21 protein-coding genes and 3 tRNA genes are annotated in these 26,626 nt (G+C 35.7%); 5 read left to right on the top strand and 19 right to left on the bottom strand.

Annotated elements, in window-relative coordinates; all coding sequences use genetic code 11:
• Positions 1 to 41 precede the first annotated feature (41 nt).
• On the top strand, positions 42 to 1,769 hold the full coding sequence (locus WH188_RS12930) for a DUF4091 domain-containing protein (RefSeq protein WP_132769353.1): 1,728 nt from the start codon (positions 42 to 44) through the stop codon (positions 1,767 to 1,769).
• A gap of 114 nt (positions 1,770 to 1,883) precedes the next feature.
• A complete protein-coding gene (locus tag WH188_RS12925; RefSeq protein WP_132769355.1) occupies positions 1,884 to 2,732 on the top strand; it encodes a DUF2911 domain-containing protein in 849 nt (282 codons plus the stop codon).
• A 47-nt stretch (positions 2,733 to 2,779) separates the two neighbouring features.
• Here WH188_RS12925 and cdaA read toward each other — a convergent pair whose 3' ends face one another.
• On the bottom strand, positions 2,780 to 3,574 hold the full coding sequence (gene cdaA, locus WH188_RS12920; protein ID WP_021188015.1) for a diadenylate cyclase CdaA: 795 nt from the start codon (positions 3,572 to 3,574) through the stop codon (positions 2,780 to 2,782).
• Positions 3,575 to 3,691: 117 nt separating this feature from the next.
• On the opposite strand from cdaA, the gene WH188_RS12915 reads away from it, so the two are divergent.
• On the top strand, positions 3,692 to 4,408 hold the full coding sequence (locus WH188_RS12915) for a pyridoxine 5'-phosphate synthase (RefSeq protein ID WP_021188016.1): 717 nt from the start codon (positions 3,692 to 3,694) through the stop codon (positions 4,406 to 4,408).
• A 45-nt stretch (positions 4,409 to 4,453) separates the two neighbouring features.
• Here the strand turns inward: WH188_RS12915 and lepB are convergent, their stop codons facing one another.
• From lepB to WH188_RS12890, 5 genes are all read right to left on the bottom strand, one after another.
• Entirely contained in the window at positions 4,454 to 5,878 is a 1,425-nt protein-coding gene (lepB, locus tag WH188_RS12910) for a signal peptidase I (protein ID WP_132769357.1), read from the bottom strand.
• A 107-nt stretch (positions 5,879 to 5,985) separates the two neighbouring features.
• The gene (gene dapB, locus WH188_RS12905) at positions 5,986 to 6,732 is read right to left on the bottom strand and encodes a 4-hydroxy-tetrahydrodipicolinate reductase (protein ID WP_132769359.1); all 747 of its coding nucleotides are present in this window, start codon (positions 6,730 to 6,732) and stop codon (positions 5,986 to 5,988) included.
• A gap of 84 nt (positions 6,733 to 6,816) precedes the next feature.
• Positions 6,817 to 7,539: a DUF5683 domain-containing protein gene (locus WH188_RS12900; RefSeq protein WP_132769361.1), complete on the bottom strand. Its 723-nt coding sequence runs from the start codon at positions 7,537 to 7,539 to the stop codon at positions 6,817 to 6,819.
• Position 7,540: 1 nt separating this feature from the next.
• The gene (locus WH188_RS12895; protein ID WP_021188018.1) at positions 7,541 to 8,467 is read right to left on the bottom strand and encodes a ParB/RepB/Spo0J family partition protein; all 927 of its coding nucleotides are present in this window, start codon (positions 8,465 to 8,467) and stop codon (positions 7,541 to 7,543) included.
• A gap of 1 nt (position 8,468) precedes the next feature.
• A complete protein-coding gene (locus WH188_RS12890) occupies positions 8,469 to 9,266 on the bottom strand; it encodes a ParA family protein (RefSeq protein ID WP_132769363.1) in 798 nt (265 codons plus the stop codon).
• Between the two features lie 228 nt (positions 9,267 to 9,494).
• Between WH188_RS12890 and WH188_RS12885 the strand changes: the two genes are divergently transcribed.
• Positions 9,495 to 10,016, top strand: coding sequence for an NADPH-dependent FMN reductase (locus tag WH188_RS12885; protein ID WP_132769364.1), 522 nt, complete (start codon positions 9,495 to 9,497; stop codon positions 10,014 to 10,016).
• Between the two features lie 100 nt (positions 10,017 to 10,116).
• Positions 10,117 to 10,839 carry a 3-keto-disaccharide hydrolase gene (locus WH188_RS12880; protein ID WP_165905862.1) on the top strand — a complete coding sequence of 241 codons (723 nt, stop codon included), beginning with the start codon at positions 10,117 to 10,119 and terminating at the stop codon, positions 10,837 to 10,839.
• Between the two features lie 43 nt (positions 10,840 to 10,882).
• On the opposite strand, the gene WH188_RS12875 is transcribed toward WH188_RS12880, so the two are convergent.
• From WH188_RS12875 to WH188_RS12815, 13 genes are all read right to left on the bottom strand, one after another.
• Positions 10,883 to 13,816, bottom strand: coding sequence for a M16 family metallopeptidase (locus WH188_RS12875; protein ID WP_132769368.1), 2,934 nt, complete (start codon positions 13,814 to 13,816; stop codon positions 10,883 to 10,885).
• A gap of 271 nt (positions 13,817 to 14,087) precedes the next feature.
• Entirely contained in the window at positions 14,088 to 14,333 is a 246-nt protein-coding gene (locus WH188_RS12870; protein ID WP_132769370.1) for a GIY-YIG nuclease family protein, read from the bottom strand.
• Between the two features lie 46 nt (positions 14,334 to 14,379).
• A tRNA-Val gene (locus WH188_RS12865) sits at positions 14,380 to 14,454 on the bottom strand.
• A 114-nt stretch (positions 14,455 to 14,568) separates the two neighbouring features.
• Positions 14,569 to 14,643 (bottom strand) — tRNA-Val (locus WH188_RS12860).
• A gap of 30 nt (positions 14,644 to 14,673) precedes the next feature.
• A tRNA-Val gene (locus WH188_RS12855) sits at positions 14,674 to 14,748 on the bottom strand.
• 186 nt (positions 14,749 to 14,934) lie between these two features.
• On the bottom strand, positions 14,935 to 16,923 hold the full coding sequence (locus WH188_RS12850; protein WP_132769372.1) for a putative porin: 1,989 nt from the start codon (positions 16,921 to 16,923) through the stop codon (positions 14,935 to 14,937).
• A 28-nt stretch (positions 16,924 to 16,951) separates the two neighbouring features.
• Complete coding sequence (locus WH188_RS12845) at positions 16,952 to 17,767, bottom strand: purine-nucleoside phosphorylase (RefSeq protein ID WP_132769374.1); 816 nt, start codon at positions 17,765 to 17,767, stop codon at positions 16,952 to 16,954.
• 69 nt (positions 17,768 to 17,836) lie between these two features.
• Positions 17,837 to 19,327 carry a sodium:solute symporter gene (locus WH188_RS12840; RefSeq protein ID WP_132769376.1) on the bottom strand — a complete coding sequence of 497 codons (1,491 nt, stop codon included), beginning with the start codon at positions 19,325 to 19,327 and terminating at the stop codon, positions 17,837 to 17,839.
• A gap of 30 nt (positions 19,328 to 19,357) precedes the next feature.
• On the bottom strand, positions 19,358 to 20,170 hold the full coding sequence (gene murQ / locus WH188_RS12835) for an N-acetylmuramic acid 6-phosphate etherase (RefSeq protein ID WP_132769378.1): 813 nt from the start codon (positions 20,168 to 20,170) through the stop codon (positions 19,358 to 19,360).
• Positions 20,171 to 20,195: 25 nt separating this feature from the next.
• Entirely contained in the window at positions 20,196 to 20,852 is a 657-nt protein-coding gene (locus tag WH188_RS12830) for a polysaccharide deacetylase family protein (RefSeq protein WP_237682825.1), read from the bottom strand.
• A gap of 38 nt (positions 20,853 to 20,890) precedes the next feature.
• Positions 20,891 to 22,717, bottom strand: coding sequence for a glycoside hydrolase family 9 protein (locus tag WH188_RS12825; RefSeq protein WP_237682826.1), 1,827 nt, complete (start codon positions 22,715 to 22,717; stop codon positions 20,891 to 20,893).
• A gap of 20 nt (positions 22,718 to 22,737) precedes the next feature.
• A complete protein-coding gene (locus WH188_RS12820; protein WP_168127624.1) occupies positions 22,738 to 24,591 on the bottom strand; it encodes an outer membrane protein assembly factor BamB family protein in 1,854 nt (617 codons plus the stop codon).
• Between the two features lie 170 nt (positions 24,592 to 24,761).
• The gene (locus WH188_RS12815) at positions 24,762 to 26,618 is read right to left on the bottom strand and encodes a RagB/SusD family nutrient uptake outer membrane protein (protein ID WP_132769382.1); all 1,857 of its coding nucleotides are present in this window, start codon (positions 26,616 to 26,618) and stop codon (positions 24,762 to 24,764) included.
• Between the last annotated feature and the right edge of the window lie 8 nt (positions 26,619 to 26,626).

The raw sequence follows: 26,626 nt of genomic DNA, 5'->3' as shown, positions 1-26,626 counted from the left end.
TATTTTTAAGAAATAATCGCTATTTTCTTATCCACCTAAATATGAAAAAATCGTTTTATTGTTTACTATTTGGTCTATTCGTTTATACACAACAGGGCTATTCCCAGAGAATAAATGAACTGAAAGATCCAAAAGCCCCTCAAACAACTGAAAAATGGAACAGTCTAAAAGAGAATAATAATTTTTCTTTTAGCACAGCTGATTATAGTTATTCCAAAAGAAACCCACCCACCCTAGAAACACTAAGTAAATCATGGATTACAAAAGCTTGGAGAGGTGAGAAAGTACATACACAATTAGTCTTTTGGAGTAACCAAAATCACGATAAAATTGAAGTGAGTTCTTCACCGTTAAAAAATAGCAAAGGGCAGGAAATCGGAACAAAAGATATTACTACTGGGTATATTTCTTATGTAATGACAGACCTTCCTGGAGATTTAAAAAATGGTTGCGGTATCAGTAAAATACTAGATTCCGCTTTAGTTGCAGACCGTATCACTAATCAATCAAGTTTTGAATATGATAAAAATACCACGAGACCCCTCTGGTTAAGTATTCAAGTTCCTCGTGATGCAGCTCCTGGAATCTATAAAGGATCACTTACACTAAAAGGTACAAATTATAACACCACTATTCCTTATACAGTAGAGGTATTATCACATATACTTCCTGAAGCAAAAGATTGGGCTTATCATTTAGATCTATGGCAAAACCCTTACTCTATTGCTCGGCATCATAACGTCGAGCTATGGTCTCCTGCACACTTCAGTGTCATGAAACCATATTATGAAAGGTTACGCGATGCTGGTCAGAAAAATATCACTGCAAGTATCATCAACGATCCTTGGAATGGTCAAACGTATGATAAATACCAAGCTATGATCAAATGGACTAAAAAGAAGGACGGTTCTTGGTCATATGATTACAGTATTTTTGATAAATGGGTAAGTTTCATGCGTGAAATTGGAATTTCAGAATATATCAATTGTTATAGCATGATTCCATGGAATATGAATTTCCAATATTTTGATGAAAACACCGGAAAATATGAAATTTTAAAAATAAAAACTGATGATCCAAAATATAGAGCACATTGGTTACCTCTTTTAAAAGATTTCGCAAAACACCTTAAACAAAAAGGATACTTCGAATGGACAACCATTGCCATGGATGAAAGACCCCAGGAAGATATGAAACGTGCTATTGCTATTATCAAAGAAGCTGATCCCCAATTCAAATCATCTCTTGCCGGTGGATATCATCCACAAATTTCGAATGAATTTGCAGATTATAGTATTACTCTAGGAGAAGATATGGCTCCAGATGTATTAAAAGCCCGTCAGGAAAAAGGTTACAAAACCACTGTTTACACTTGCTGTTCAGAAATATTCCCGAACACTTTTACTAATTCTGGATATCAAGAAGCAACGTGGTTAGCGTGGCACAGTGTTCAAAGAGGTTTTGATGGTTATTTAAGATGGGCATTTGACTGCTGGAATTCAAATCCTAATCAAGATACACGTTATGGAACGTGGTTAGGTGGCGACACCTATTTTGTTTATCCTGATAATATGACTTCTATTCGTTTCGAAAAATTAATTGAAGGGATTCAGGATGCTGAAAAAATAAGAATCTTGAAAAAAGAGTTAAAAGCATCTCAATTACAGAAATTGAATGATGCCATTGCTGGATTCACAAATAAAAATATCAATCAAAAAGCAATACCAAACCAAGTGAAAGAAGCACAAAAAATATTAAACAGTTTATAAAAATATAGAATATAAGAGCCGATAAAGATGATTTACCGGCTCTTATTATTAATAATCAAAATTCTTTATTCTGATTTTTTACGAGTAAATTAGGAAAAATTAAACGTTTCCAAAATGAAAAAATCTATTTTAACACTGTGCGCCGCGACGGTACTCACATTTAGTATCTCTACAACTTCTTTTGCTCAAGTAAAATTGCCGCAAGCAAGTAGTACGACTTCGATTACTCAAGGTTTAGGAATTAAAAACATAGCGCTTACATACCAAAGACCGAACATAAACGGTCGTGTTATCTTTGGTAATTTGGTTCCTTACAATGAAGTTTGGAGAACAGGTGCTAATAACCTTCCTATTATTAAATTTGAAGAAGAAGTTACAATAGAAGGAAATAAGGTTCCTGCAGGAACATATGGTATTTTAACTATCCCAACTAAAGGTGACTGGACAATCATATTAACAAAAAACAGTAATCAGTGGGGAGCCTATACCTACGATAAGAAAGATGATTTAGTTCGTTTTAATGTAAAATCCACAAAGCTTTCTAATAAGGTAGAAACTTTTACCATGCAATTTGAAAATGTAACAACTAATTCGGCTACACTATCATTAGCTTGGGAAAACACATACACGAAATTTACAATTAAAACCGATCAAACGAAGGAGATTTTAGCTAATATTGATCAAGCAATGAAAGGTGATAAAAAACCTTATCTACAAGCTGCACAATTTTACCTAAGTAATAATTTAGATCTTAATAAAGCATTAGCTTGGGCAAATGAGGCTGAAAAAGAAAATCCTGATGCACCATATGTTCGTTATTGGAAAGCTAAAATTCAATTAAAATCTGGCGATAAAAAAGGTGCAATTGCAACAGCTCAAAAAGGAGTAGAAATTGCACAAAAAGGGAATAATGCTGAGTACGTTAAATTAAATAACCAGGTGATCCAAGAAGCTGGTAAATAATAATATTATGCTATAAAAAACGCCACTTCGAAAAAAGTGGCGTTTTTTTATAATTCTTCTTTCAGCAATTCTGCGAGTTCCTCATGTGTAATATTCATATTGACATTGCCATCTTTTGCAAAAGATATTTCACCCGTTTCCTCTGATACAATAACAGCGACAGCATCAGATACCTCTGTCACCCCAATCGCGGCACGATGTCGTAAGCCAAATTGCAAAGGCAGATCTTCGCTATCTGATAAAGGTAAAATACAAGAAGCTGACATAATTTTAAAATCAACAACAACTACAGCTCCATCATGTAAAGGGCTATTCTTATTGAAAATACTTTCTATTAGGCGCTTAGAGATATGTGCATCAATATACTCACCACTGCTTTGATAGTATTCTTCATCAAAATATTTAGAAAAAACCAATAGCGCACCCGTACGGGATTTTGACATGCTACGACATGCCTCAATAATAGGTCTCATGTGTTCAGAATTATCTTTTGCAACAGTACGTTTGCTAACCAAAAAGGACCATAAGATCTTCTTTCGCTTCATCGAAATGTTTTTCCCTATATGTAACAGGAAACGCCGGATCTCCTGTTGAAATACAACAATCAAGGCAATAGAACCAACAGAGATAAAGCCCCCAAATATTTCCGTCAGCAAGCGCATATGCATCTGCTTAACAATTATATATATTCCGTAGAATAATGCGACACCTATTAATATATTAACAGCAATGGTCCCGCGTATCAAACTATACACATAGTAAATAATAATCGCTACTAAAATAATATCGATAACATCGAGCAAGCGGAAACCTCTAAAAAGGCTGTAATCAAATCCTTCCATATAGATGCAAGTTAAAAAAAATCAATTTAAGAATCTGTTCTTTATCAAGCAAATTGTTGCTAATATGAGTAAGCATGCAAATTGTTTTGTATTTTTACTTTAAAGATTGAAATCAACATGACTGCATTATCTGTAAACATCAATAAAATTGCTACCCTACGTAATTCTCGTGGCGGAAATAATCCAAATGTATTAGCAGCTGCTCTAGCCTGTGAACGTTTTGGTGCAAATGGAATTACTGTACATCCAAGACCTGACGAACGCCACATCCGTTATGCAGATGTTTTTGACTTAAAAGCCAATATTCAAACAGAATTAAATATTGAAGGTAATTGTCAGGAACAAAAATTTATAGATCTTGTTTTGGCGAACAAACCTGCTCAGGTAACATTAGTTCCTGATGCGGAGGGACAGATTACTTCGAATCATGGTTGGGATACTATTAAAAATAAGGCATATCTGACTGATATGTGCAAACTATTTAAAGATCAAGGTATTCGAGTTTCTATTTTTGTGGATCCAGATGAAGATATGGTTGAGGCAGCAGCAGAAACGGGTACTGACCGAATTGAGCTTTATACAGAGTCATATGCTCAAGCATTCTTAGATGAAAGAGATGAAGCGATCAAACCTTATTTTCATGCCGCATTAAAAGCGAGAGAGGTAGGATTAGGCATTAATGCTGGTCATGATTTAGATTTAAATAACCTAACTTACTTTAACGAACATATTCCCGGATTGTTAGAAGTAAGCATAGGACATGCTCTAATTGCTGATGCCCTGTACTTAGGCTTAGAAGAAACGATAAAAAGATACTTAAACGCACTTAAATAAAACAAAAGAGGCTTTACAAATGTTAAGCCTCTTTTGTTGTTATGTTTATTCTATTCCTTTGAATATTCTATTCCATCTTATTTTCGATAGTCCCGATCCCAATTCATCAAGACTTAACCAGGTAAATAATGCTTTACCCACTATATGATCTTCCGGCACGAAACCCCATCCTCTAGAATCTAATGAATTGTGTCTATTATCACCCATCATCCAGTAATAATTCATTTTGAAAGTATAAGAATTAGCTTTTACACCATTAATATAAATACCATCAGACTTATTTTCTAATTTATTACCTTCATAAACAGTGATTGCACGTTCATATAGTGGCATTGTTGCACTATCTAATTGAACTGTCCATCCTTTACTCGGAACTTTAATAGGACCAAAATTGTCAAAATTCCAGTTCAGAGATGCAACATGAGGAAAAGTTCCATCTTCATTTTCTCCAGCTTTACGAATATTGGGAACAACTTCCTTTACATTTATCCAACCTTTGACCATTGCAGCCTCATCTGCTGTCATAAAAACTTGATAAATGTTAGGTTGTCCGGTATCAGACATTTCTAATCGTTTTTCTTTCATCACACGCAGATCCAAACCAGATTGATCCGTTACTACAATATAATCTAATTGTCCTTCTGGCGGATTAAAACCAGGCTTACCATTTACAAAAAATACTGCATTTGCCATTGAAACTTCATCTCCAGGCATCCCTACACAACGCTTGATGTAGTTTTCACGTTTATCAACGGGTCTGTTGTAAGGAGCATCGGCTTCCATAGGATAATTGAATACTACGACATCATTTCTTTTGATATCCTGAAAACCAGGTAAACGTTTATAAGGAAGTTCGATCAGTTCGGAATAAGCTTTTCCGCCTGTTAGCGGCATCGTATGATGAGCAAAAGGAAATGCCAAAGGTGTCATTGGAATACGAGGCCCATAATTCAACTTACTAACGAACAAGAAATCACCGACTAACAATGTTCGCTCCATGGATCCAGTTGGAATCATATACGCTTCAATCAAAAAACCACGAATTAAGGATGCTGCAACTGTTGCAAAAACAATCGCATCTGCCCATTCGCGGGCCATTGATTTTTTATAAAAATATTTCTTTTTAAATTCCTCTGAATTTGGATTTCCTAAATACTTTACTAGAGGATCGTTACCCCAAAGAGGCAATACAATAAAAGGAGCTAAAACTGCTGCCGTATTTTCCCAGAATCTTCTTTTCCCAAATGCCTTTATAAGGTCCAAATACAATCCATAGAAAATAAAAATATTTACGATTGGAACTAGCAAAAGAACAACAATCCATTTTGCACGACCTGTCAATTGAGCCATCACATATTCCCGATAAAAAGGAACTAATGCTTCCCATCCCGGTCTTCCTGCCTTAACAAATAATTTCCAAAGCCCGTAATGAGCAACTACTGTTAAGACCGCAAAAATAATATACCACATAAGCTTCTTAAAATTTTATTGTTTAATAATCTAATATTTCAATTAGTATAATAGACTATGGATTCGTTACAGAATCCTTATTTTTTAATGCAAAATCGGCAACTTAGTTACCGATTAAAATCAAACATTTCTGTCACCTGATAGAATCCTTGCTTTCCAAATAACCATTCAGCAGCAATTACTGAACCTAAAGCAAAACCATCACGACTGTGTGCTGTATGCTTAAATTCAATTTGATCCACTTCAGAACTATATACAACAGTATGAGTTCCTGGAACTTCTTCAATACGATGACTCTCTATTAGCAATTGATCTGCTTTCGGAATAACCTCCTCTTCTCCATCGCCAACGACAGAATTAACCCAGGAAGTTTTAGTGTCGCTATTGTTCAGGATACCCTCCGCTATTGTAATAGCAGTTCCACTTGGTGCGTCCAATTTGTGGATATGATGAATTTCCTCAACCTGTACATCGTAAGCTTTATAAGGCTGAATTGCTCTCGCCAACATCTTATTGATATGAAAAAAGATATTTACACCGATCGAAAAATTAGAACCATATAAGATAGACCCATCCACAGAGAGACATTTCTCCTTGATCGTATCAAGATGTTCATACCAGCCTGTTGTACCCATTACAATCGGAAGATTTGCTTCTAAGCAAAGTTCCATATTAGCTATCGCTGCCTGTGGAACACCAAAGTCAATTGCAACATCTGCACCAACCAGTTCATCCACTGTAATGAGATTACGATTTTCGCTATTGACGATCAAATGAATTTCATGCCCCCTCTTTTGAGCAAATTTTTCTATGATTTGGCCCATTTTTCCGTAGCCGAATAATACTATTTTCATATCTATTTCAGATCATATTTAAATAAAGAAGACCAAATAAATCTATGCGACAGCGCACAAATACAGCTTTAAGTTATATAATTTTTATTTTATTTTCATGGATAATTTCAGTCCCATAGTTGGAACGGCATTAAATGCAAAACTATTTGATGGGCCCTGAAGTACAGTTGGCCTAATGGAAAATGCGACCTTTTCAGAACTTACACTCCATCGATTCTTTAGCATTGAGTCCACATAGGCTTCAACCACATTCAACCCGTATAACCCCACAGTTAAAAGCACCATTAAATCTCGATTACGCCGTGCATAATCTTTTGCACTGATAAGACCTTGATCTGAAGCGTTAAAATACAACGGATTTTTCTTCTGATTAAATTCAAAACGATAATCAAGTTCATCAAGAAGTTCTTTATAAAAACGGTTGTTAAAGTCAAAGACAAGTACCGTGGTTGCAAATCCTCCATAAATTACAGGAACCTTGATCCACCATAATCCCTTATTGGTATATTGACCCCATCCTGGCAAAACTAAAGATCGCTTCCATGCGGTAACGGTTTTGGCTTCAATAGCAAGACGTGTTGAATCTTTAAAGATTTTGGGTGTTTTTGCTTCTTCTTCAGCCTTCTCTCTTTTTTTTCGTTCCCTACGGCTCTCTTTTTTTGTTGTATCCTGCACTGCCGATACTTTTTTCGTTGAATCTGTTGCTGTAACTGTTTTTAAAGCAACTTTATCCTTTGTATCAACTTTCTGTGCCTGCGCAGCAAAAAAGATAAATATAGAACAGAATAAACTGATTATTTTATACATCTTACCAGTCTAATAATTCCAGAATACGGCTCAGATCATCTTCAGACTCAAAAGGAATTTCGATCGCACCTTTTCCTTTTGCACTTTTCAAATTTAACTTAACCTGAGATGAAAATTTAGATGCCAGATCATCTTCAATCTTTTGAAACTGAAATGATTTAGGTACATTCTTATCTTTTTGTGCTTTCTTTTTATTGCCATTTTGAATCTCCCGCACCAATTCTTCTGCCTTGCGAACAGACAATCCTAAGTCAACGATCAATTTAAAGATATACAATTGCTTATCTACCTCTCCCACATTAATTAGCGCACGTGCATGTCCCATCGTTAACTCTCCATCACGGATCGCTGCTTGAATAACAGGAGGCAATTTCAATAAGCGTAAATAATTGGTTACGGTAGAACGGTTTTTACTTACACGTTCTCCCAATTCTTCTTGCTTCAAATTACACTCTTCAATCATCCGTTGAAAACTTAATGCTACTTCAATCGCATTTAGATTTTCACGTTGAATGTTTTCAATCAGTGCCATTTCCAACATCTGTTGGTCATTCGCTGTCCGGATATATGCCGGAATTTCGGTAATACCAGCTAATTTTGATGCACGGTATCTGCGTTCTCCAGAAATCAACTGGTAGGCATTCTCACCAATTTTTCTAACAGTAATAGGTTGAATTAAACCTTGCAATAAGATCGATTCAGACAGTTCCTGTAGCGCTTGTGGATCAAAATCAGTACGGGGTTGAAATGGATTCATTTCTATCGTATCCACATTAACTGTACTAATATTGCCAGATTCTTTTGATTTTGTAGCAGATTCTACCCGGGATGTTTCTACCTCCGAATTTCTTTCAGGGATATCGGCACTATCGTTTAATAAGGCACCTAATCCTCTTCCTAGACCTGTTTTTCGCTGTTGTGCTGCCATATTATATTGTAACTGTTGAATCTAATTCTTTTAGATGTCCGTTCTTATGTAAAATTTCTCTGGCCAAATTTAAATAGTTGATTGCACCTTTACAGGATGCATCGTGCATAATCACAGAAATACCAAAACTTGGCGCCTCACTTAATCGCGTATTTCGCTGGATAATCGTTTCAAATACCAAATCAGTAAAATGTGTCTTAACTTCCTCTACAACTTGATTAGACAAACGTAATCGCACATCGTACATGGTCAATAAAATACCTTCTATTTCCAAACTAGTATTTAAACGTGTCTGAACAATTTTAATTGTATTCAACAACTTGCCTAGCCCTTCTAATGCAAAATATTCACATTGAACAGGAATTACAACTGAATTTGAAGCCGATAAAGCATTAATCGTAATTAAACCTAGTGAAGGAGAGCAGTCAATAATGATAAAATCATAATCATCCTTTACCTGATCTAAGATTTTTTTCATCTTATACTCACGTTCGTGCATATTAATCATTTCGATCTCAGCACCTACCAGGTCAATATGAGCAGGTAATAAGTCTAAATTAGGAGTTTCAGTAGCTTGAATAGCATCACGTGGATCTAGATCATTTACCAGACACTCATAGATACTTTCTTTAATGGTTCTTGGATCAAATCCAATTCCAGAAGTAGAGTTTGCTTGTGGATCAGCGTCAACCAATAAGGTTTTATATTCTAAAACAGCTAAACTAGCTGCCAGATTGATTGATGTTGTCGTCTTACCAACACCACCCTTTTGATTTGCAATTGATATAATTTTACCCATTTCGAATGAAATTCTTTCTTTATAAAATGTCATTTTGTTCCCCTAAAGTCACAAAAAAGGATTATTCTGTTCATTCATAAATTCTTCCACGCAAAAAAACACTTAAATCATGCATATTTCTTACTTTTGAAAGCATCTAAAGGAATAGATCCTCAAGATGCTAAGATACAAAAAATCAGGATATACATCCACTTTGTTCCTTGGGTTTTTATAAGTTACAACTAGACAATGATTTTAATAATTTCGGGGACGAATCGACCCAAAAGTAAGACGCTAAAAGTTGCACAATACTATCAAGATTACATACAAAAAAGCGGTGAAAGCTGTCAAATACTACCTTTAACAAATCTACCTGCAGATATTATAGTCTCAGATTTATATGGTCAACGAAGTGACCAGTTTAAAAAGATACAACAGTTGGTATCTGAAGCCGATAAATTTATTTTTATCACACCAGAGTATAATGGCAGTATACCAGGCGTACTCAAGGTCTTCATTGACGCCTGTACTTTCCCAATTAGCTTCTGCCATAAAAAAGCGGCTCTTGTTGGTATTTCATCGGGACGCTATGGTAATTTAAGAGGGATAGATCATCTAACCGGAATATGTAATTACTTACGTATGCATGTTTTACCATTAAAAATTTTTTTACCTCATATTCAAAATGAAATAAGCGAAGAAAATACATTTGTGCATATTGAAACAAGGAATGCCATTCATGAACAAATAGATGAACTTATTCATTTTTAAAAATTTACAAAACACAAGAGCCAATGCTTACACGCATTGGCTCTTGTGTTTTAATTCAATAAAAGCGCAAATATTTGTATTTTGCCCAAAACTTAATCATATGAAATTAAAAATTACATACCTCCTATTATCCATTGGCTTACTATGGTCTTGCAAACAAACTACAGAACATAATACGCTAAGTGCAATCGAAAAAGAAGAGGGTTGGCAACTTCTCTTTAACGGAAAAGATATTAACAATTGGCATATTTACAACCAAGGGAATCAACCCTCTAAATGGGTGGTAAAAGATGATGCTATACTTTGCGACCCCACTGTTAAAACTGGTGTATTTGGAGATTTAGTTTCGAATGAAACTTTTCAAGACTTTGACTTAAAATTTGATTGGAAAGTTGCCAAAGGTGGCAATAGCGGCGTATTTATAGATGTTCAAGAGGATCCAAAATATGACGCTACATTTGTTACAGGACTTGAAATGCAACTTTTAGATAATGCCAATGCGGAACCGCGGCATCAAACAGATTCAACACATTGGGCTGGATCGTTGTACGCAATAAAGGGCATAGGATCCAATTCAAAACCTAATCCCTACAACGAATGGAATCAATCTAGAATTGTACAGAACAAGGGAAAAGTAAGCTTTTGGTTAAATGGGAAGTTAACATTCGAAAACGAAACCAACACCCAGGAATGGAAAGATCTTGTCGCTGGTACCAATATGAAGAACTATCCAGATTTCGGTAAATTCCAAAAAGGAAAAATTGCCTTACAAAACCATACTGATGAAGTTTCTTTTCGTAACATCAAAATTAAGGTATTATAAAAAAATAAGAGCAGGTAATCCTGCTCTTATTTTTTAAATCAGATTAATATCCGAACAACTCTTGCAATGTTAATTTCTTAACTTCTCCAAGTTTTTGCAGATCCTCCATTTTTATATTTTCATCTTTTGCAACAATACAATAAACATAAGGTTTACGACTCATTTCTTTATTATGAAAAGCTTTTAGGTCTGTAAAACTTAATTTTGGTGCTTGTTCATAAACATCTTTACGGATATCTGAAGTAAGTCCCAACCGCTGTGCACTTAGATAATTTGATAAAATATTTGCATTTGTAATTCGGTCACTAGCCAATGATTTTACTAAACTAACTTTAGCAATATCCAAAGCTTTTGGAGCATCAGGTAAATCATTTAATAGTTCATTCATACCGACAACAGCTTCATTAAATTTATCGGCCTGTGTACCGACATATGCGCCTACCGAATAATGATTTTCCTTTTTAACAGGAGAAGCAAAATTAGCATAAGTAGAATAAGCTAAAGCTTTAGATTCTCGAATCGTTTGAAATACGATACTTCCCATACCTCCACCAAAATACATATTAAATAATGCGACAGTAGGACTATATTTTGAATTATACACTTCAGAATTTCTAAACCAGAATACTTCCGCCTGCTTCATATCAAAATTAGTAAACAACACTTGATTTTTAGGGGTAGGCAATTCTTCAAAAGTATTTGCTTTCTGAACTGTAGCAAAATTGGTATTTGAATTTAAAGGTTTAAGAGTAGCAACCAATTGACTGGTGGTCTTAGGCCCGTAATATAATATTTGATGTTTTGTATTTGCCAGCTCGTGTAAAATAGCAACTAAGTCCGATGCTTTGATCGCATCCAACTCTTGATCTGTCAAAACATTATTAAAAGGATTTTTAGCTCCATATTTTGCATATGACCTCAATCCTTCCATGATCAAGTTCTTATTTTCTTTAGCATTTGTTCTTGATTTCTTCAAACGACCGATATAAGCTTCCAATGCTTCTTGATCACCAACACTATTTTTTAATAAATCTTGAATCAGCTCAACTGTTTGTTCAAAATTTTCATTTAATCCTGAAATATTAATACGTGTTTCTTCATTACCTGAAGACACTGAAAAATCTGAGGCCAACTTATAAAACGCCTTGCTGAAATCTTCACTGGTTTTTTCTTTAGTACCTAAGAATTCTAAATAATCTGCGGCAATACTTAATAACTTATTATTCCATTTCCCCATCTCGTAACGATAAGTTAAACTAAACAATGCGTTATCTTTATTTTGCACTGCGATCACATCAAGACCTTTTAAGGTAGTCTTTTGTACATCTTTAGTATAATCTAACCAGACAGGTGCAATTTTGCTTTCAGGCATTGCAGCAATAGTTTTTAGAAAAAGTGATTGATCGTCACGATTTACAACTACAGGCGTAATAGGAGGTTTCTCTACTTTTACAATGCTATCGTCAATGCCCTTACGTTTATAGACCACTACATAATTATTATCATTCAGATATTTTGTAGCAAAATCCATAATATCTTTCTTCGTGATTTTAGTTAAGTTATCTGAATAACTCAATTCTGTCGACCAATCAACTCCAGAAGTAAAGGCATCCATTAACTCCTCAGCACGATTACTATAGCTTTCATTTCGTGAAATTTCTGATTTCTTTTCGTTATTTACAATGGAAGTAATCAGGTCGTCAGAAAAATCACCTTTACGCAGCTTATCCAATTCTCCTAAAATCAAAGATTTCACATCATCTAAAGATTGACCTTGACTTGGATTAGCCTGCATGATCAACATCGAATAATCTTTTAATACATATGGAAAAGCCCCTGCTCCCAATAACTTTTGAGATTTCACTAAATCTAAATCAATTAATCCAGCTGAACCATTTGTAAGCATATTTCCGAGCAAATTTAACATTTGAGCATCTTTTGTAGATGCACCGGGGAAACGGAAACCTAAAAATAGAAATTCCGATTCTGGACCTTTAACCTCTCTTACAATTGGTTGTTTGATGTCTTTTTCAGCATCAAAAGTATAGGCTGGAATTTCTTTCGGTTTCATATAACTGAACGCCTGATCGATTTTCTTTACTACTTCATTTGGATCAAAGTCACCAGACATAATTACCCCCATATTATTAGGGACATAATACGTATTAAAATATTCACGAATCGCTTTCAAAGACGGGTTCTTCAAATGTTCAACCGTACCGATAGTTGTCTGTTTTCCATAATTATTATTTGGAAACATCGCCTCAAACATGGCTTCTACAGATTTACGTCCATCATTATCCAAACCTCTATTCTTCTCTTCGTAAACAGCTTCTAATTCTGTATGAAACAATCTTAATATAGGATTACGAAAACGCTCTGCTTGTACAGCCAGAAACTTATCGATGACATTATTGGGAATATCCTCAGTATAGACAGTCTGTTCAAAAGAAGTGAAGGCATTTGTCCCTTCAGCCCCCATCTCACTCATCAATTTATCGTATTCATTAGCAATAGCATATTTTGCTGCCTCGCCAGAAACCTGATCGATCTGCTTATAAATTTCTTTACGCTTGGCTTCATCCTTAGTGGAGTTATACTGTTCATATAAACCATCGATCTGATCCAGTAATGGTTTTTCCTTTGCCCAATCTTTTGATCCAAACTTATCAGTCCCTTTAAAAAGCATGTGCTCTAAATAATGTGCTAAGCCTGTGTGATCTGAAGGATCAGTTTTACTACCTGCTTTCGTTGCAATATAGGCCTGAATACGAGGTACCTTTTTAGAAGGGCTCAAAATAACTGTAAGACCGTTTTTTAATGTATAAAAACGCGAATTTGTAGGATCATTGGTTACGTAACGATACGTATACCCACCCTCGTTTGCTTCTTTCCAATCATACTTTTTCACCTGTGCAAAAATTGTTACGTGTGATAAGAACACAAAAGCTATTACCGAAATAGATTTTAAATTCATTTCTAATAAGTTTATATAATACAATCAAATATATAAATGTTTATATGAAAACTCATCGTGTTTGAACATCTTTAAAATGACAACACTACTATGAGGTAAATTTCAATTGCGAAAGCAATCAGCTAGATCAATTTAGCTTCGATAAAATATAAAGGAAACATAAAAAGGAGTAAATAAAAAAAGCATCGATAAATCGATGCTTTGATGTGCAGAATACTGGGTTCGAACCAGTGACCACTCCCGATGTATCGGGATGATCTGAACCAGCGTACTAGACACGAATCAATTCTTCGATTTTTAAACGGCTTTTCCAAGATTTAATAAGCGTTTCCCTAATCAAAGCATCATGCTTAGAGCCATATTCTTCCTGGTATACAACCTCCCAATCCTGAGCTCTACCGGTAAAACCTTTTTTATAAACAGCGTTATGCCTGCGAAGTCGCCCCTCAACATCTGAAGAAACACCGATATAATACCGGTCACAGCTTAACGAATATAAAATATATAGGAAATACATAAAAAGGGGTAAATAAAAAAAGCATCGATAAATCGATGCTTTGATGTGGAGAATACTGGGTTCGAACCAGTGACCCTCTGCTTGTAAGGCAGATGCTCTGAACCAGCTGAGCTAATTCTCCTTTTTTCTTTCAATGAACCATCTCATTTGTCAGTGACCACTCCCGATATATAGGGATGCTCTGAACCAGCTGAGCCAATTCACATTTAAGTATTTTGAAACACTTCTGTTTGTGTGGAGAATACTGGGTTCGAACCAGTGACCCTCTGCTTGTAAGGCAGATGCTCTGAACCAGCTGAGCTAATTCTCCATTAAGTATTTTGAAACACTTCTGTTTGTGTGGAGAATACTGGGTTCGAACCAGTGACCCTCTGCTTGTAAGGCAGATGCTCTGAACCAGCTGAGCTAATTCTCCATTTTTTTTCAGACTTTCAATAAATTAGCTGAGCTAATTCTCCGCTTTAGTTCTTGGTATATAATACCTTTCCCTAATTGCGTATGCAAATGTACTGCAAAATTTCGACTCTCAAAATTATTTCAAAAGTTTTTTACGCTTAAAAACGCAATCCACTAGAAGCCACGCATATAATTTTCAATATTTTTAGTCATAGAATTTCCAAGAAACACCAAATCTTATATTCGCATCATTCATCGGATAACGACGAACAGTATAATAGCCTTTTGGCATGCCCAAATATTGGTTTACAAAATTACAACTGATAAAAAGTGTCACGCGTTGTATGTTTGCTGTAGCCCACGCATCAAATATAGGATAAGTCGAAAATTTAATCCCTGCATTATCATTATAAAACTGACTTGCATTAATTGAATAAGATGGTGTTGTAAACGGAGTGTTGAAACGTGCATCAACTCCAATGTTGAAATCAACCACCTTATAAAGCACATTGCTGTAATACAAACTATGCCAGGTATATATTTCAGGAGTTGCAAGTGTTTCCTGCTGATCTGTTTTTTGATATACAATTAAGTTATCCAAGGTAAATTTACTAAACTTGAACTTTTGTCCTACTGAAACCTTTAATAGATTAACAGATCCTAATTGCGCCGGTTCAATTAATTTAGCCAGACGTGGATCATTTTGCGGATTATCAATCTCTTTAAAATAAAGATAGTTATCCATTAAAAAGTATTCAACCTTTCCATTGAACCCAATTTTTGGATTGCTATACTGAAAAGCTAGATTTTGTGTTTTTGTTTTATTAAGATCCCGCTCCCATTGATGGTACGTATAATTCATTCGATTAAACACCATTTCTGGTGATTTATTCTGCGAATAAGCCGAAAGCGTAATTTTACCAACATTAGAACTTAATAAAAAGTCGGCTTTTGCTTCATAAAGATAATCACCAAAATTATGACCCATCACTATCTGATTGACTTTACCTGTCAGATTGACTCGATCTGAGAACTTATACCCCAGCTCCCCCTTTAGCATACCATTTTGATAAAATCTGTTATTGACACCACTATCGGAATACCAATACATATCATGTTGAAAAGCAACATTTAATTTCGCTTCATTTTTAAAAATAGATTTTCCCCTCAAGTAAAAGCTATATTCAAATTCATTTGAAATAGAAGTAATTTCCGTTGTATCCTGCGTTAATCTGGAAGAGCCATAGGGGAAAGCACCATTAGCATCGGTTTCATTTTTAAAAAAATTATATTTCTGAATCCGTACAGAACTATTATGTGCAACACTATTTGTAGGGTAAATCTGCATCGTAGACTTACCTGCATCAACGGTATCAAGATGACCAAGAAACATCGATTGACGAAGGAAGAATGAATTATCACGCCATTCATTTCGAGGTCTATTGTCTCCTTGCCCCTGTAATCTTACGGGGTAACGATCGGACGATTGTTTTTCTTTATCTTTGAATATATTATCTGATAAAATCGAACCATTCTCTGAAGCATCAAGTTTATTAAACACTAAATTTGTCAACAAATTATAGCGGTGATTTTCGGACTCGTACCAAGCAAATAAAGCCGATTTGATATCGGAATACTTCTGATTGGTATAATATCCATCTGCTCTTGTTGCATGAAATTCTCCACCTATATTAAGTCTTGGATTTATATTTTGTGCAAGTCTAGCACGAAACACTTGATCATCAAAGAAAAAACCTACAGCATAAAGTTCCGAAAATCTAGCACGGGCCCTAAAATATTGAATAGAATCCGGTCTGTATAAGGTCCGCTCCAAGCTATGAAATCCACTTTGAAAACCTATCGTTTTACTAGGTTGAAATAATAGGTCACGCGTTGCCAAACCGTAGGAGCCTAAATTGATACTCGGATTCCCTGGTAAATTCTGTTTATTGTAATATTGAAAATTACGATGTGATGTATCTATTTGAACGGTGTAGGTTCCTTTTTTCATCATATCCAATGTTGTATATCGAATATATTTAGCAGACAAAATAACAGAATCCTGTTTTGCATCCTCTTTTGCCCTAGCAGAATCTAAAGCACTACTCCATTCATCATTACTTTGTGCTTGAACTTGATTTACAAAACCAAGAATACAACAAAAAATCGCTAATAAGCGCAGGGTCACCTTCATTAATATTTGAACTAGTATTGTTTAAAAACTATTGCAAAGCTATTAATTCTTTCAAAATTAACGTCATCTTTGGTTCAGCTTTTGCTGCTATATCTACGATATCCTGCAAAGAAACAGGTTGCAGATGATCATGAAAACCCTCATCAGTAATCACAGAGATCGCAAAAACAGGTATATCCATATGATTAGCGACAATAACTTCAGGCACAGTACTCATCCCTACAATATCACCACCAATCAATCTCATGTAACGATACTCGGCTTTAGTTTCCAAATTTGGTCCCGGGGCGGCTACATATACAACCTCATGCGCCCTAATTTCTTTGTGGACAGCAATGTCTAAACCTTGCTTTACCATTTCACGGTTATAGGGTTGACTCATATCAGGAAAACGTGGACCGAATGCGGCTAAGTTTGAACCACGTAGCGGATTATCTGGCAACAAATTAATGTGATCGGAAATAATACCCAAATCACCTTTAAGAATATTAGGGTTTAAAGATCCTGAGGCATTTGAAACAAAGAGCTTCTGAATGCCCAAGACTTTCATGATACGGATTGGAAATGTAATTTCTTTCATATTGTAGCCTTCATAATAATGAAGTCTACCCTGCATCGCTACAACCCTACGACCATTCAGCGTACCGAATATCAATTTACCGGAATGAAATTCAACTGTAGAAATGGGAAAGTTGGGGATATTGGAATACATCAATGAATACTGGACGTCGATCTCATCGACCAACTTACCCAATCCAGTACCTAGTATTATTCCAAATTCAGGCTGAAAATCGCCTATTTTCTTGCGGATAAATCCAGCGGTTTCTTCTATCAATTGATACATACGTGCAAAAAAACTAATTTAATCAAACTTAACTTAATTTTTTTGCACGTACAAATCACTTAACTTTTTTTAATTATGTGAAAGCGCTCTATCGGAGGCTTTACCCGGAGAAGTTAAAATCAACAATAAGAATGTTATAAAACCATTGATAATGATCAAGTCTAAACCGATTACATACGGCGTATAAACTTCTATTACATAAGTTTTCAAAATATACAAAATAGCTGGTGATATAACACAAATGAAAGGCACTAGTTTGTCTTTAACTGCGTATTTTGTAGCAATACCTACAACAAAGAGTCCCAACAATGGACCATATGTGTAACTTGCAGCTGTAAAGATTGCGTTTACGACCGAATCATCATTGATTAATTTGAATACTAAAATCACCAATAACATAACAATAGAAAAGCCAAAATGTACATAATTGCGTTGCTTAACCAATACAGGATCATTTGGATTCTCTTTTTTATTGAAATTTAGGAAATCAATACAATACGAAGTCGTCAAAGCAGTTAATGCTGAGTCAGTAGTTGCAAATGTAGCTGCCGTCAATCCCATCATAAAAATTATTGCCGGAAGAATAGCCAAATGATTTAAAGCAATTTCAGGATATAAATAATCACGAGTAGCGAGCTGACTGATATCAATTCCATTTTTCTCTGCATAGATATAGAGCAGTGCTCCAACTGCTAAAAAGAAAATATTGATCACCACAAATACACTGGTAAAGGTAATCATATTCTTTTGAGCCTCTTTGATTGTTCCCATGGAGAGGTTCTTCTGCATCAGATCCTGGTCTAATCCTGTCATGGCAATGGTTACAAAAATCCCCCCTAGAAATTGTTTCCAAAAATTAGCTTTGCTACCAACAAAATCATCCAAAAAGAATATTTTAGAATAGCTACTTTCTTTAACTGCTTCGAAAGTATCAACAATTCCAAAGTTTAGTCCTTTAGCCATAAAGTAGATGGAAAGAATAACCGCTGTTATCAAAAATGTTGTTTGCAGTGTATCTGTAACAATAATTGTCTTCAACCCGCCTTTATTTGTATAAAGCCAAATTAACAACAGACAGATGACAACTGTAACTACAAAAGGAATATTCCAAGCGTCAAAAATAAAATGTTGCAATACAATAGCAACCAAGTAAAGACGAAAGGCAGAACCAATCGTTCTTGAAATTAAAAAAATAGCTGCTCCTGTTTTATAGGTTGTATGACCAAAACGTTCTTCTAAATAGGTGTAAATAGAAGTTAGGTTCATCCTATAATATAGCGGTAACAAGACATATGCGATGATAATAAAACCAACGGCATTTCCGAGTACAAACTGAAAGTAGCTAAATTCTGAAGCACCAACTGCTCCCGGTACTGAAATAAAAGTCACTCCTGACAATGCAGTACCAATCATTCCAAAGGCAACCATATACCATTTCGAATTGCGATTAGCCACAAAAAAAGTGGAGTTATCTGATGATCCCTTTGAAGTAAAATGCGCTACGGCAAGTAAAACAGCAAAGTAGACCACCAAAAATGATAATAAAATTATTGGTGACATAAGTTTGTTTTATAATAGGTGATTTAGTGTTTAGTGTGTTTCTTGATATGCCTCTATTGCTTGGCGCACATGACCAAATTTTTCCAATAATTCTGTCGCTTCAGCTTCCGTTGCATTCGTTTCATCCATAATAATACGGACCCCGCGAGCCACTAATTTATGATTAGATAATTGCATGTCGACCATTTTATTTCCCTGCACACGTCCCAATTGGATCATAATGGAGGTACTTAGCATATTCAGTACTAATTTTTGAGCAGTCCCTGCTTTCATACGTGTAGAACCTGTAACAAACTCAGGTCCAACCACAACTTCCACAGGTAATTGCGCTTCTTTTGCTATAGGAGAACCACTATTACAAACGATACAGCCTGTTGCTAATCCCGCGGCATTGGCAGCTTGTAAACCTCCAACTACATAAGGAGTCGTTCCTGATGCGGCAATACCGATAACAACATCCGTTTTATTGATACTATATTCAGTCAAGTCCTTCCAGGCCTGTTCTGTATCATCTTCGGCAAATTCAACTGCTTTTCGGATAGCCGTATCTCCTCCTGCAATCATTCCGATAATCCAATCAAATGGAACACCATAAGTTGGAGGACATTCTGATGCATCCAAAACACCTAGTCGTCCACTTGTACCAGCACCGATATAAAAAACACGTCCCCCATTTTTCATCTTAGCCACACACTCATTAACCAACGCCTCTATCTGCGGAATAGCTTTTTCAACAGCCATCGGAACGGTCTTATCTTCGTTATTAATATTCGTCAACAACTCCAAAACAGTCATTTTTTCTAAATCCTGGTAATGCGATTCTTTTTCGGTTGTATTTATCATCCTATCTTCTATATTATCCTTTATTCTATTGTAATAACTCACGAATATCGACAAATTGATATTCCTCTTTCTTTAACTTATCTATTATTTTACCTAAACGGTGATAAAATTTATCTTTTCGACGTGAGTCTGTGCCCATATGTATGAGTATGATAAATCCATTTAATCCGTTTAGCTTTTTATTTTGTTCCCATAGCCCCTTTTCAATATCATCGGAAGATAAATATCGTTTACCCATTTCAGGATAACTATAATCGGCGGCAGTTCGTAATCCAGGAGTATAATTAATGGGAACATATCCCATTTGCTCACTCCAAGTTACAATCTCCTGATTGTACCATTCATACGAAGGAATAAAATATTTGTTATCGGTTCGAAAACCTAATTTTTCTAATTCCCTGAAATTCATCTCCAAATCTTGGATAAATGAATCCTTTGTTACTAATAAACCTTGTCTATTGCCCCAGTCACTAAACAATAAGTGTTTATCAGAATGAGCAGAAAGATAATTTTTATTCCTTTTAATCTCCTTTACAACAGAACGAAATTTGGATGTTCTCAAAAAGTCTCCTGTTAGAAAGAAAGAACCCTTTACATCCTTTTCTTTCAATATTTTTAGCACCGTCAATCCACCATCAGCTAAATCATGTCCTGTAAAAACCAGCGCTAATTGCTTTTGCAAGCTATCTCCTCTCACGATAGCTCCAAAAGAATCTTTGACTACTTTTTTATTTGAGGCTCCTCTAAGGCCTTTTGTTCTTGAGAAGCTAACAAATAGATCAATGAAGCAGTACCATCCATTGTAGGTTCATTTGTACTATAGTCACCATAATCATCATGATAAACAACAAGATCACTTTGAAATGCCGCATACGGATCCTCATTGAGCAATTTAATTCCGATCAGATTACGATATGTCGAAGTCATTATGGGACCATCAACTAACCCACCATCAATTGGAAAATTCTTTAAATGAGTAAAAGCAGAATGCGGATTAACCGGTGTATCGCCCCACGAAGGCAGGCCATAAACCATGCTTGTACCCCAAGGATTTGTACCGAAGATCCAATCTATATTTGCTTGTGCCAATTCATCATATTGTGTATCCTGTGTCAATTCTTTATACCATAAACATTGAATAGCGAAGGATACAGTCAAATTATTACTGCACCAAATAAAAGGAACACCCCTATAAAAGGCATTTGTTTTTGCCCGTTCAAAGACCGACGCTATTCCAGACTTATAATATGAGACAATCTCCTCGCGATCATTGCCTTTTAGCTGTTTTCCCAGTTCATAATGCCCTAGATTAATAAATGGATACCATTGATAATGTGCTGCGGTATCTGTTTCCATCCACGGCGTAATTTTCTCCTGCCGCGCATAAACTATCGATTCATTTAAAAACCGCTTCTTATTTGTTGCTCCATAAAACATTGCTCCAGCAAGTTCCATGTCATCAACCCAATTATCCTCGGCATAAATATAAGGAGACTTCACTGATACTGTTTGTGTTACCCCAGGTTTTATTAATGCAAAGTTATATGCTGTTTTGGCTTTTTTAGCCAAAGTTTTAGCATATTTAATATCATCATTTCGAAACAAAGAACTACCCAGATGAAAAGCACTCGAAAATTTGGCTGCCGTTGAACTTGTACCAGTTGTATTATTCATAAACTTACCTCTTTGTTGCGGTTCTCCATTTATAAAATAAACAGGTCTTTCAAAACCTCTTCCATAAAAAGGATCTTCACCTGGCATTCTCATATTCGTATGATCACGGTCATCTGCAATCTGGTTAAACATTAAGTTTGGCGCAGGATGCATCTTCAGCAACCAATCCAATCCCCATTTTGCTTCGTCCAGCACATCAGCGCGACCATTCTGGCCATCCAATCCATTTGCCTGCTTTTGATCACCAAATACTTTTGGAAAATCTCTATAAGCCGCTAACAAATGATAAGTAGCATTTGCCGAAGTCGTTGAATATTGCAAATAATCGGAAGCATCATGCCAGCCTCCTCCTGCATCAATACGTGAGCTATCTGCAATACCTACCTTATTAGCATGCAATACAAAACCATCGTGTGTATGACAGCTATCTTTCAGATACGGGTTAAAAAGTGTTCTTTGTTGCCGCATATAACGAAGTGCAAAATCAGCAGCTCCTTTATATACATCCTTTCCAATTTTAAAAACTGGTGATTTCACTTTTCCAACTCTTAAATAATAAGAACCCGTATCGCGATATGCTGAAAAATCAAACCTAAAGCTTTGCACAAATGGTCCATAAGTTCCAAAATCTTTACCGATTAGATTCGAAAATACACTTTTCTGCGTTTTCACATCAATCAGTTCAAACCGAGTATAATCAGCCTTTTCCTTTGCTCCAAATACCGCAACTTTAATTCCTGCAGGTGTATACCCTAATTGGTTCACTCTTATCCATGCCTGTTCTTGCGCTTTCGCAAAGTTAAAAACAAAACATGCAAAAACAAGCATAAAAACTCGCTGTAAATGTAATAAGTTTTGTGTAGTTAATTTCATAATTTAGAACTTTTATAAAGTTAAAATTTTAGTTTAACAATTTTACCGTCCATTGTGCTGCAAACTAACCCTTTATTACCCATAATCAATGGCGGATTGACCATACCATTTGATATTTTATATTGCCACATTACAGCTCCTGATGAGGCATTAACAGCTGACAGCAAACCTGAATGACTTGGTACAAAAACAATTTTACTGTTAGCGGTTATCGCTGACGGGGTTAGTTCATATGGAAGTTTCAAATCTGATTTCCATGAGACTTCCATTTTATCAGCTTTGGTGGAAATACCAAGTAAATCACCATCCATTGTTTTCACATAAACATATTTATGATCAGTTGATAAACCCATTGACTCTCTAACTCGTATCGTATCCTTCTTCTCTCGCCAGATAACCGTTCCATCTTTTGCATTTAATGCTGTCATAAACCGATCTGGAGCTACTACATAAATGGCGTTATTCACCGCAACGGGATAACAAGCAGCAGCTGAAAACATCCGATTTGCATGCCCATTATTCCATTCCCACTCTAATTTACCTGACTGCGCATTTAAGGCATAAAAACCATTACCCCATGAACCAAAAATAATTAGATTTTGATAATAAGTTGGAAGCGTAGAAACATACCCCTTTACACCCTTAAAATTCCACTTTTCCTTTCCAGTCAATACATCCAATGCTCTAAAAACTCCATCCGAACCACCGATGTATGCAGTGCCACTCTGAATCAAAGGTGATCCCAAAACAGCTTTTCCTGTTTTTACTTTCCATTTTAACAGTCCACTTTCTGCATCCAATCCATAGATATAATGATCTGAAGAACCGACGATAACAACCCCCTTCCAAGCAGCTGGTGTTGAATAAACTTTACCACCAGTTTTAAATGACCATTTTTTCTGTCCCGTATTATTATCCAAAGCAAAAACATCACCTGAAGTATTTGCTGTAATGATCAAATCTTTATAAAGTGCCATTCCAGAACCGATATCACTCTCATCTTGAAAAACCCAATCCACAGCAACTTTAGAGGCAAATTTTTCATTAACTGCGTAATTTGGTCTTGGATATTTCTTTTTATCTAGTTCAAAATGATGATTTTCTAGCGGGATCACTGCCCAAGGATCCAAGTAAGTTCCATCAACTGTACGTTCTTGACAAGTAGCCTTACCCTGGTCAATCGTCACAATATTATAACCACCATACTCATTCTTGGCGCGCAAATTTGACCTCCCCATGATCCCGGGTATACCCTCCCAGTCGTACACTTTATTTATATGACCATGTCCACAAAAAGCCAATTGCACATTCCTAGATTTCACACGATCCAACGCTTCAAACCAATTATTTAAAGAAGAATCTTGCGGATAATGATTGATATATATGAGAGGGGTATTACGATCAGGATGAGCAATAAACACAGAATCCATCCACACTAGGTTTTCCCTCGGAATCTGACCGGGACTCATCCGCATGTTAGGACCAGAGTTTGTTCCCAAAAATATAAATCCTTTATGTTTAAAGAAGAAGGTTTCACCTCCAAACACACTACGAAATGTATTAGCCCCATTTTCAGACCAGTTACCATCATGATTTCCAGGTATTACATACCAGGGTAATGACAAGCTATCCAGTATCTGCTTGGCCAATTTCAATTCATGATCCGCACCAAACTCTGTAATATCACCCGATAAAATAACAAAATCAATATCTTTTAATGTATTCAGATCTTTTACGGTTCGACGTAAATCTTCTTCTCCAGTTGCACCGCCAACATGCGTATCTGTTACATGAGCAAATTTGAAAGTTTGCGCATGCAAGAAATTGAAGGCAAAAATCATTATGCAAATAAAACTATAGGTTCTTTTTATCATTATAGGAATCAGTTATTAAAGTAAATATACTTAAAAAAATGCACAAACATGCATGTTTGTGCAATAACATAAAATAATAACGCAAACAAAGACTTTTATATATTGATCAATGGAAACAAATAAAAAGAGCCACTTAAATTAAGTGGCTCTAATAACCCAGTAGTCAAAGACTACCAGCCTGCTGTTTGTGTTAATGTATATCCTCTGTCTTTATACTCGTTAACCTGAGCCTGACCAACTGGAGCCATATAAGAGCGATCTGTGAAAGGTTCTCTATGTTGCGCATTTTCAACCATATAAAAACCAACCAATTGATCAGCATTGCTACCATTATATGTAATTGTCGCACCGGTTGCATTCACAACTTTCAATTTACCTTCATTACTCTTATTTAGTAAACTAGGCATATCTGTTTTCACATCTAACCACGGGCCTAAGAAATAGTCTTGATTTTTACTATAATCCATGTAATTAAGTTTTTTCCAGCGCTTAATATCCAACAATCTAAAACCTTCGTACACAAATTCCATTCGGCGTTCACGACGAATTTCCCACATCAAAGGAGAAACATCACCATCACGAGAAGGATCTACCGCAATAGCTCCAAGAATTAAAGGCGCAGTTTTTTTAACTCCTTTTGAAGTTGCAATAGCATCAATTGGACGGTTTCTGATCGCATTAACCGACTTATCCAGATCCGACTGCGTAACTGCAGCTCCACCAAAACCTTCAGCTAAAATCTGTTTCGTCTCGACCCAGTTCAATACAACTTCAGCTAGACGAATGACAGGCGCATCAGTAATATTTGTATTACTAGCCCAAGCCGCAGGATATGTTTTGCCTAAATAAGTAAGAGCCTCACGAGAAGCAAATTTAAAAGCATACAATAAAGTCGCAGAAGAACTTAATGGTTTTTCATAAAATGAAGCCTCAAATCTAGGATCACGCGACACTGCCAAATCTTTTATCTTGAAACTACTTGCATTTGTTGCAGTAGAATTTTGCCAAGGCTTACCATCGTTACAAATAAACGATTTCATCAATACTAAATTGGCTGCTGAATTTTGTCCTTCAGTTCCGTTACTATAAGATCCTACACTATGCGTAACACTTTTACCATTATCGTAGGCTCTATACATGATCACCTCTTTATTGGCGCTTAGATCATCTGAAGAAAACAAACTTTTAAAATCACTCGTAAATGAATACGCGTTCGAATTGATAACAATTTCAGAAGCTTGTTGTGCTAATTCAAGATATTTCTTAGCCCTATTTTTATCCAGGTTATGATAATATTGAAATGATCCTTCAAACAACATTAATCTAGAAATAAAAGATGCGGCAATATATCTATTCAAATACTGTTTACCGTCATTGATTCTCATATTCTCCAAGGCATATTTAAAGTCTTCGTAAACCTTATCCATTACCTCACCGCGTTTATCACGGTCTTTATACATTAATTGGGTATCATTATCCGCGAGTTCACGATCAAAATAAGGAACATCACCAAAAACCTCCACTAAGCGACTATATTCAAACCCTCTAAAAAAGCGCGCAACTGCAGTCCAATGATTATAGGCTTCAGTGGTAATATTTGGTTTAGTTTTAGTATCGATTCTATTGATAAAAATATTTGCCTTTCTTACCCAAGCAAAATTCCATGTTGGGCCAGAATACTGCGTCAACATAGATGGAGCCTCCATAGCAGTAATCGTGCTACCAGAACCTACACGAGATGCAGGAACAGCATTTTCAAAATTTGTCTGAACGTTTCTATTTGTCAAATCATCTGAGAACGTATAACCAGTAACCGGAGCATAATCTGTCCCCCAAGCACTATTATACCCCACAAAGTAATTTTGATAAAACCCATTCGCATATAACCGAAGTCCCAATTCATTTCCCCAACTATTTTCATCTTCCAACTGTGTCAATTGATTTCTATCTAACACTTCCTTATTACATGATGAAAACAAAGCCATTGCCCCAAAAGCAACGTATGCTATTTTCTTTGAATATTTCATTTTCATTG

The organism is Sphingobacterium sp. MYb388, assembly GCF_037479535.1.
Taxonomy (GTDB): Bacteria; Bacteroidota; Bacteroidia; order Sphingobacteriales; family Sphingobacteriaceae; genus Sphingobacterium; species Sphingobacterium anhuiense.
This window is presented reverse-complemented; position numbering and strand designations above follow the sequence as displayed.

What these genes read in the sequence shown, in the direction of transcription:
- cdaA (WP_021188015.1), bottom strand. Translation starts at nt 3,574, where the DNA reads ATGGAAGGATTTGATTACAGCCTTTTTAGAGGTTTCCGCTTGCTCGAT.
- WH188_RS12845 (WP_132769374.1), bottom strand. Translation starts at nt 17,767, where the DNA reads ATGTATCAATTGATAGAAGAAACCGCTGGATTTATCCGCAAGAAAATA.
- WH188_RS12890 (WP_132769363.1), bottom strand. Translation starts at nt 9,266, where the DNA reads ATGGGTAAAATTATATCAATTGCAAATCAAAAGGGTGGTGTTGGTAAG.
- WH188_RS12850 (WP_132769372.1), bottom strand. Translation starts at nt 16,923, where the DNA reads ATGAAGGTGACCCTGCGCTTATTAGCGATTTTTTGTTGTATTCTTGGT.
- WH188_RS12930 (WP_132769353.1), top strand. Translation starts at nt 42, where the DNA reads ATGAAAAAATCGTTTTATTGTTTACTATTTGGTCTATTCGTTTATACA.
- WH188_RS12815 (WP_132769382.1), bottom strand. Translation starts at nt 26,618, where the DNA reads ATGAAATATTCAAAGAAAATAGCATACGTTGCTTTTGGGGCAATGGCT.
- WH188_RS12825 (WP_237682826.1), bottom strand. Translation starts at nt 22,717, where the DNA reads ATGAAATTAACTACACAAAACTTATTACATTTACAGCGAGTTTTTATG.
- WH188_RS12880 (WP_165905862.1), top strand. Translation starts at nt 10,117, where the DNA reads ATGAAATTAAAAATTACATACCTCCTATTATCCATTGGCTTACTATGG.
- WH188_RS12900 (WP_132769361.1), bottom strand. Translation starts at nt 7,539, where the DNA reads ATGTATAAAATAATCAGTTTATTCTGTTCTATATTTATCTTTTTTGCT.
- dapB (WP_132769359.1), bottom strand. Translation starts at nt 6,732, where the DNA reads ATGAAAATAGTATTATTCGGCTACGGAAAAATGGGCCAAATCATAGAA.
- WH188_RS12885 (WP_132769364.1), top strand. Translation starts at nt 9,495, where the DNA reads ATGATTTTAATAATTTCGGGGACGAATCGACCCAAAAGTAAGACGCTA.
- murQ (WP_132769378.1), bottom strand. Translation starts at nt 20,170, where the DNA reads ATGATAAATACAACCGAAAAAGAATCGCATTACCAGGATTTAGAAAAA.
- WH188_RS12925 (WP_132769355.1), top strand. Translation starts at nt 1,884, where the DNA reads ATGAAAAAATCTATTTTAACACTGTGCGCCGCGACGGTACTCACATTT.
- WH188_RS12840 (WP_132769376.1), bottom strand. Translation starts at nt 19,327, where the DNA reads ATGTCACCAATAATTTTATTATCATTTTTGGTGGTCTACTTTGCTGTT.
- WH188_RS12915 (WP_021188016.1), top strand. Translation starts at nt 3,692, where the DNA reads ATGACTGCATTATCTGTAAACATCAATAAAATTGCTACCCTACGTAAT.
- WH188_RS12895 (WP_021188018.1), bottom strand. Translation starts at nt 8,467, where the DNA reads ATGGCAGCACAACAGCGAAAAACAGGTCTAGGAAGAGGATTAGGTGCC.
- WH188_RS12870 (WP_132769370.1), bottom strand. Translation starts at nt 14,333, where the DNA reads ATGTATTTCCTATATATTTTATATTCGTTAAGCTGTGACCGGTATTAT.
- lepB (WP_132769357.1), bottom strand. Translation starts at nt 5,878, where the DNA reads ATGTGGTATATTATTTTTGCGGTCTTAACAGTAGTTGCTCATTACGGG.
- WH188_RS12820 (WP_168127624.1), bottom strand. Translation starts at nt 24,591, where the DNA reads ATGATAAAAAGAACCTATAGTTTTATTTGCATAATGATTTTTGCCTTC.
- WH188_RS12875 (WP_132769368.1), bottom strand. Translation starts at nt 13,816, where the DNA reads ATGAATTTAAAATCTATTTCGGTAATAGCTTTTGTGTTCTTATCACAC.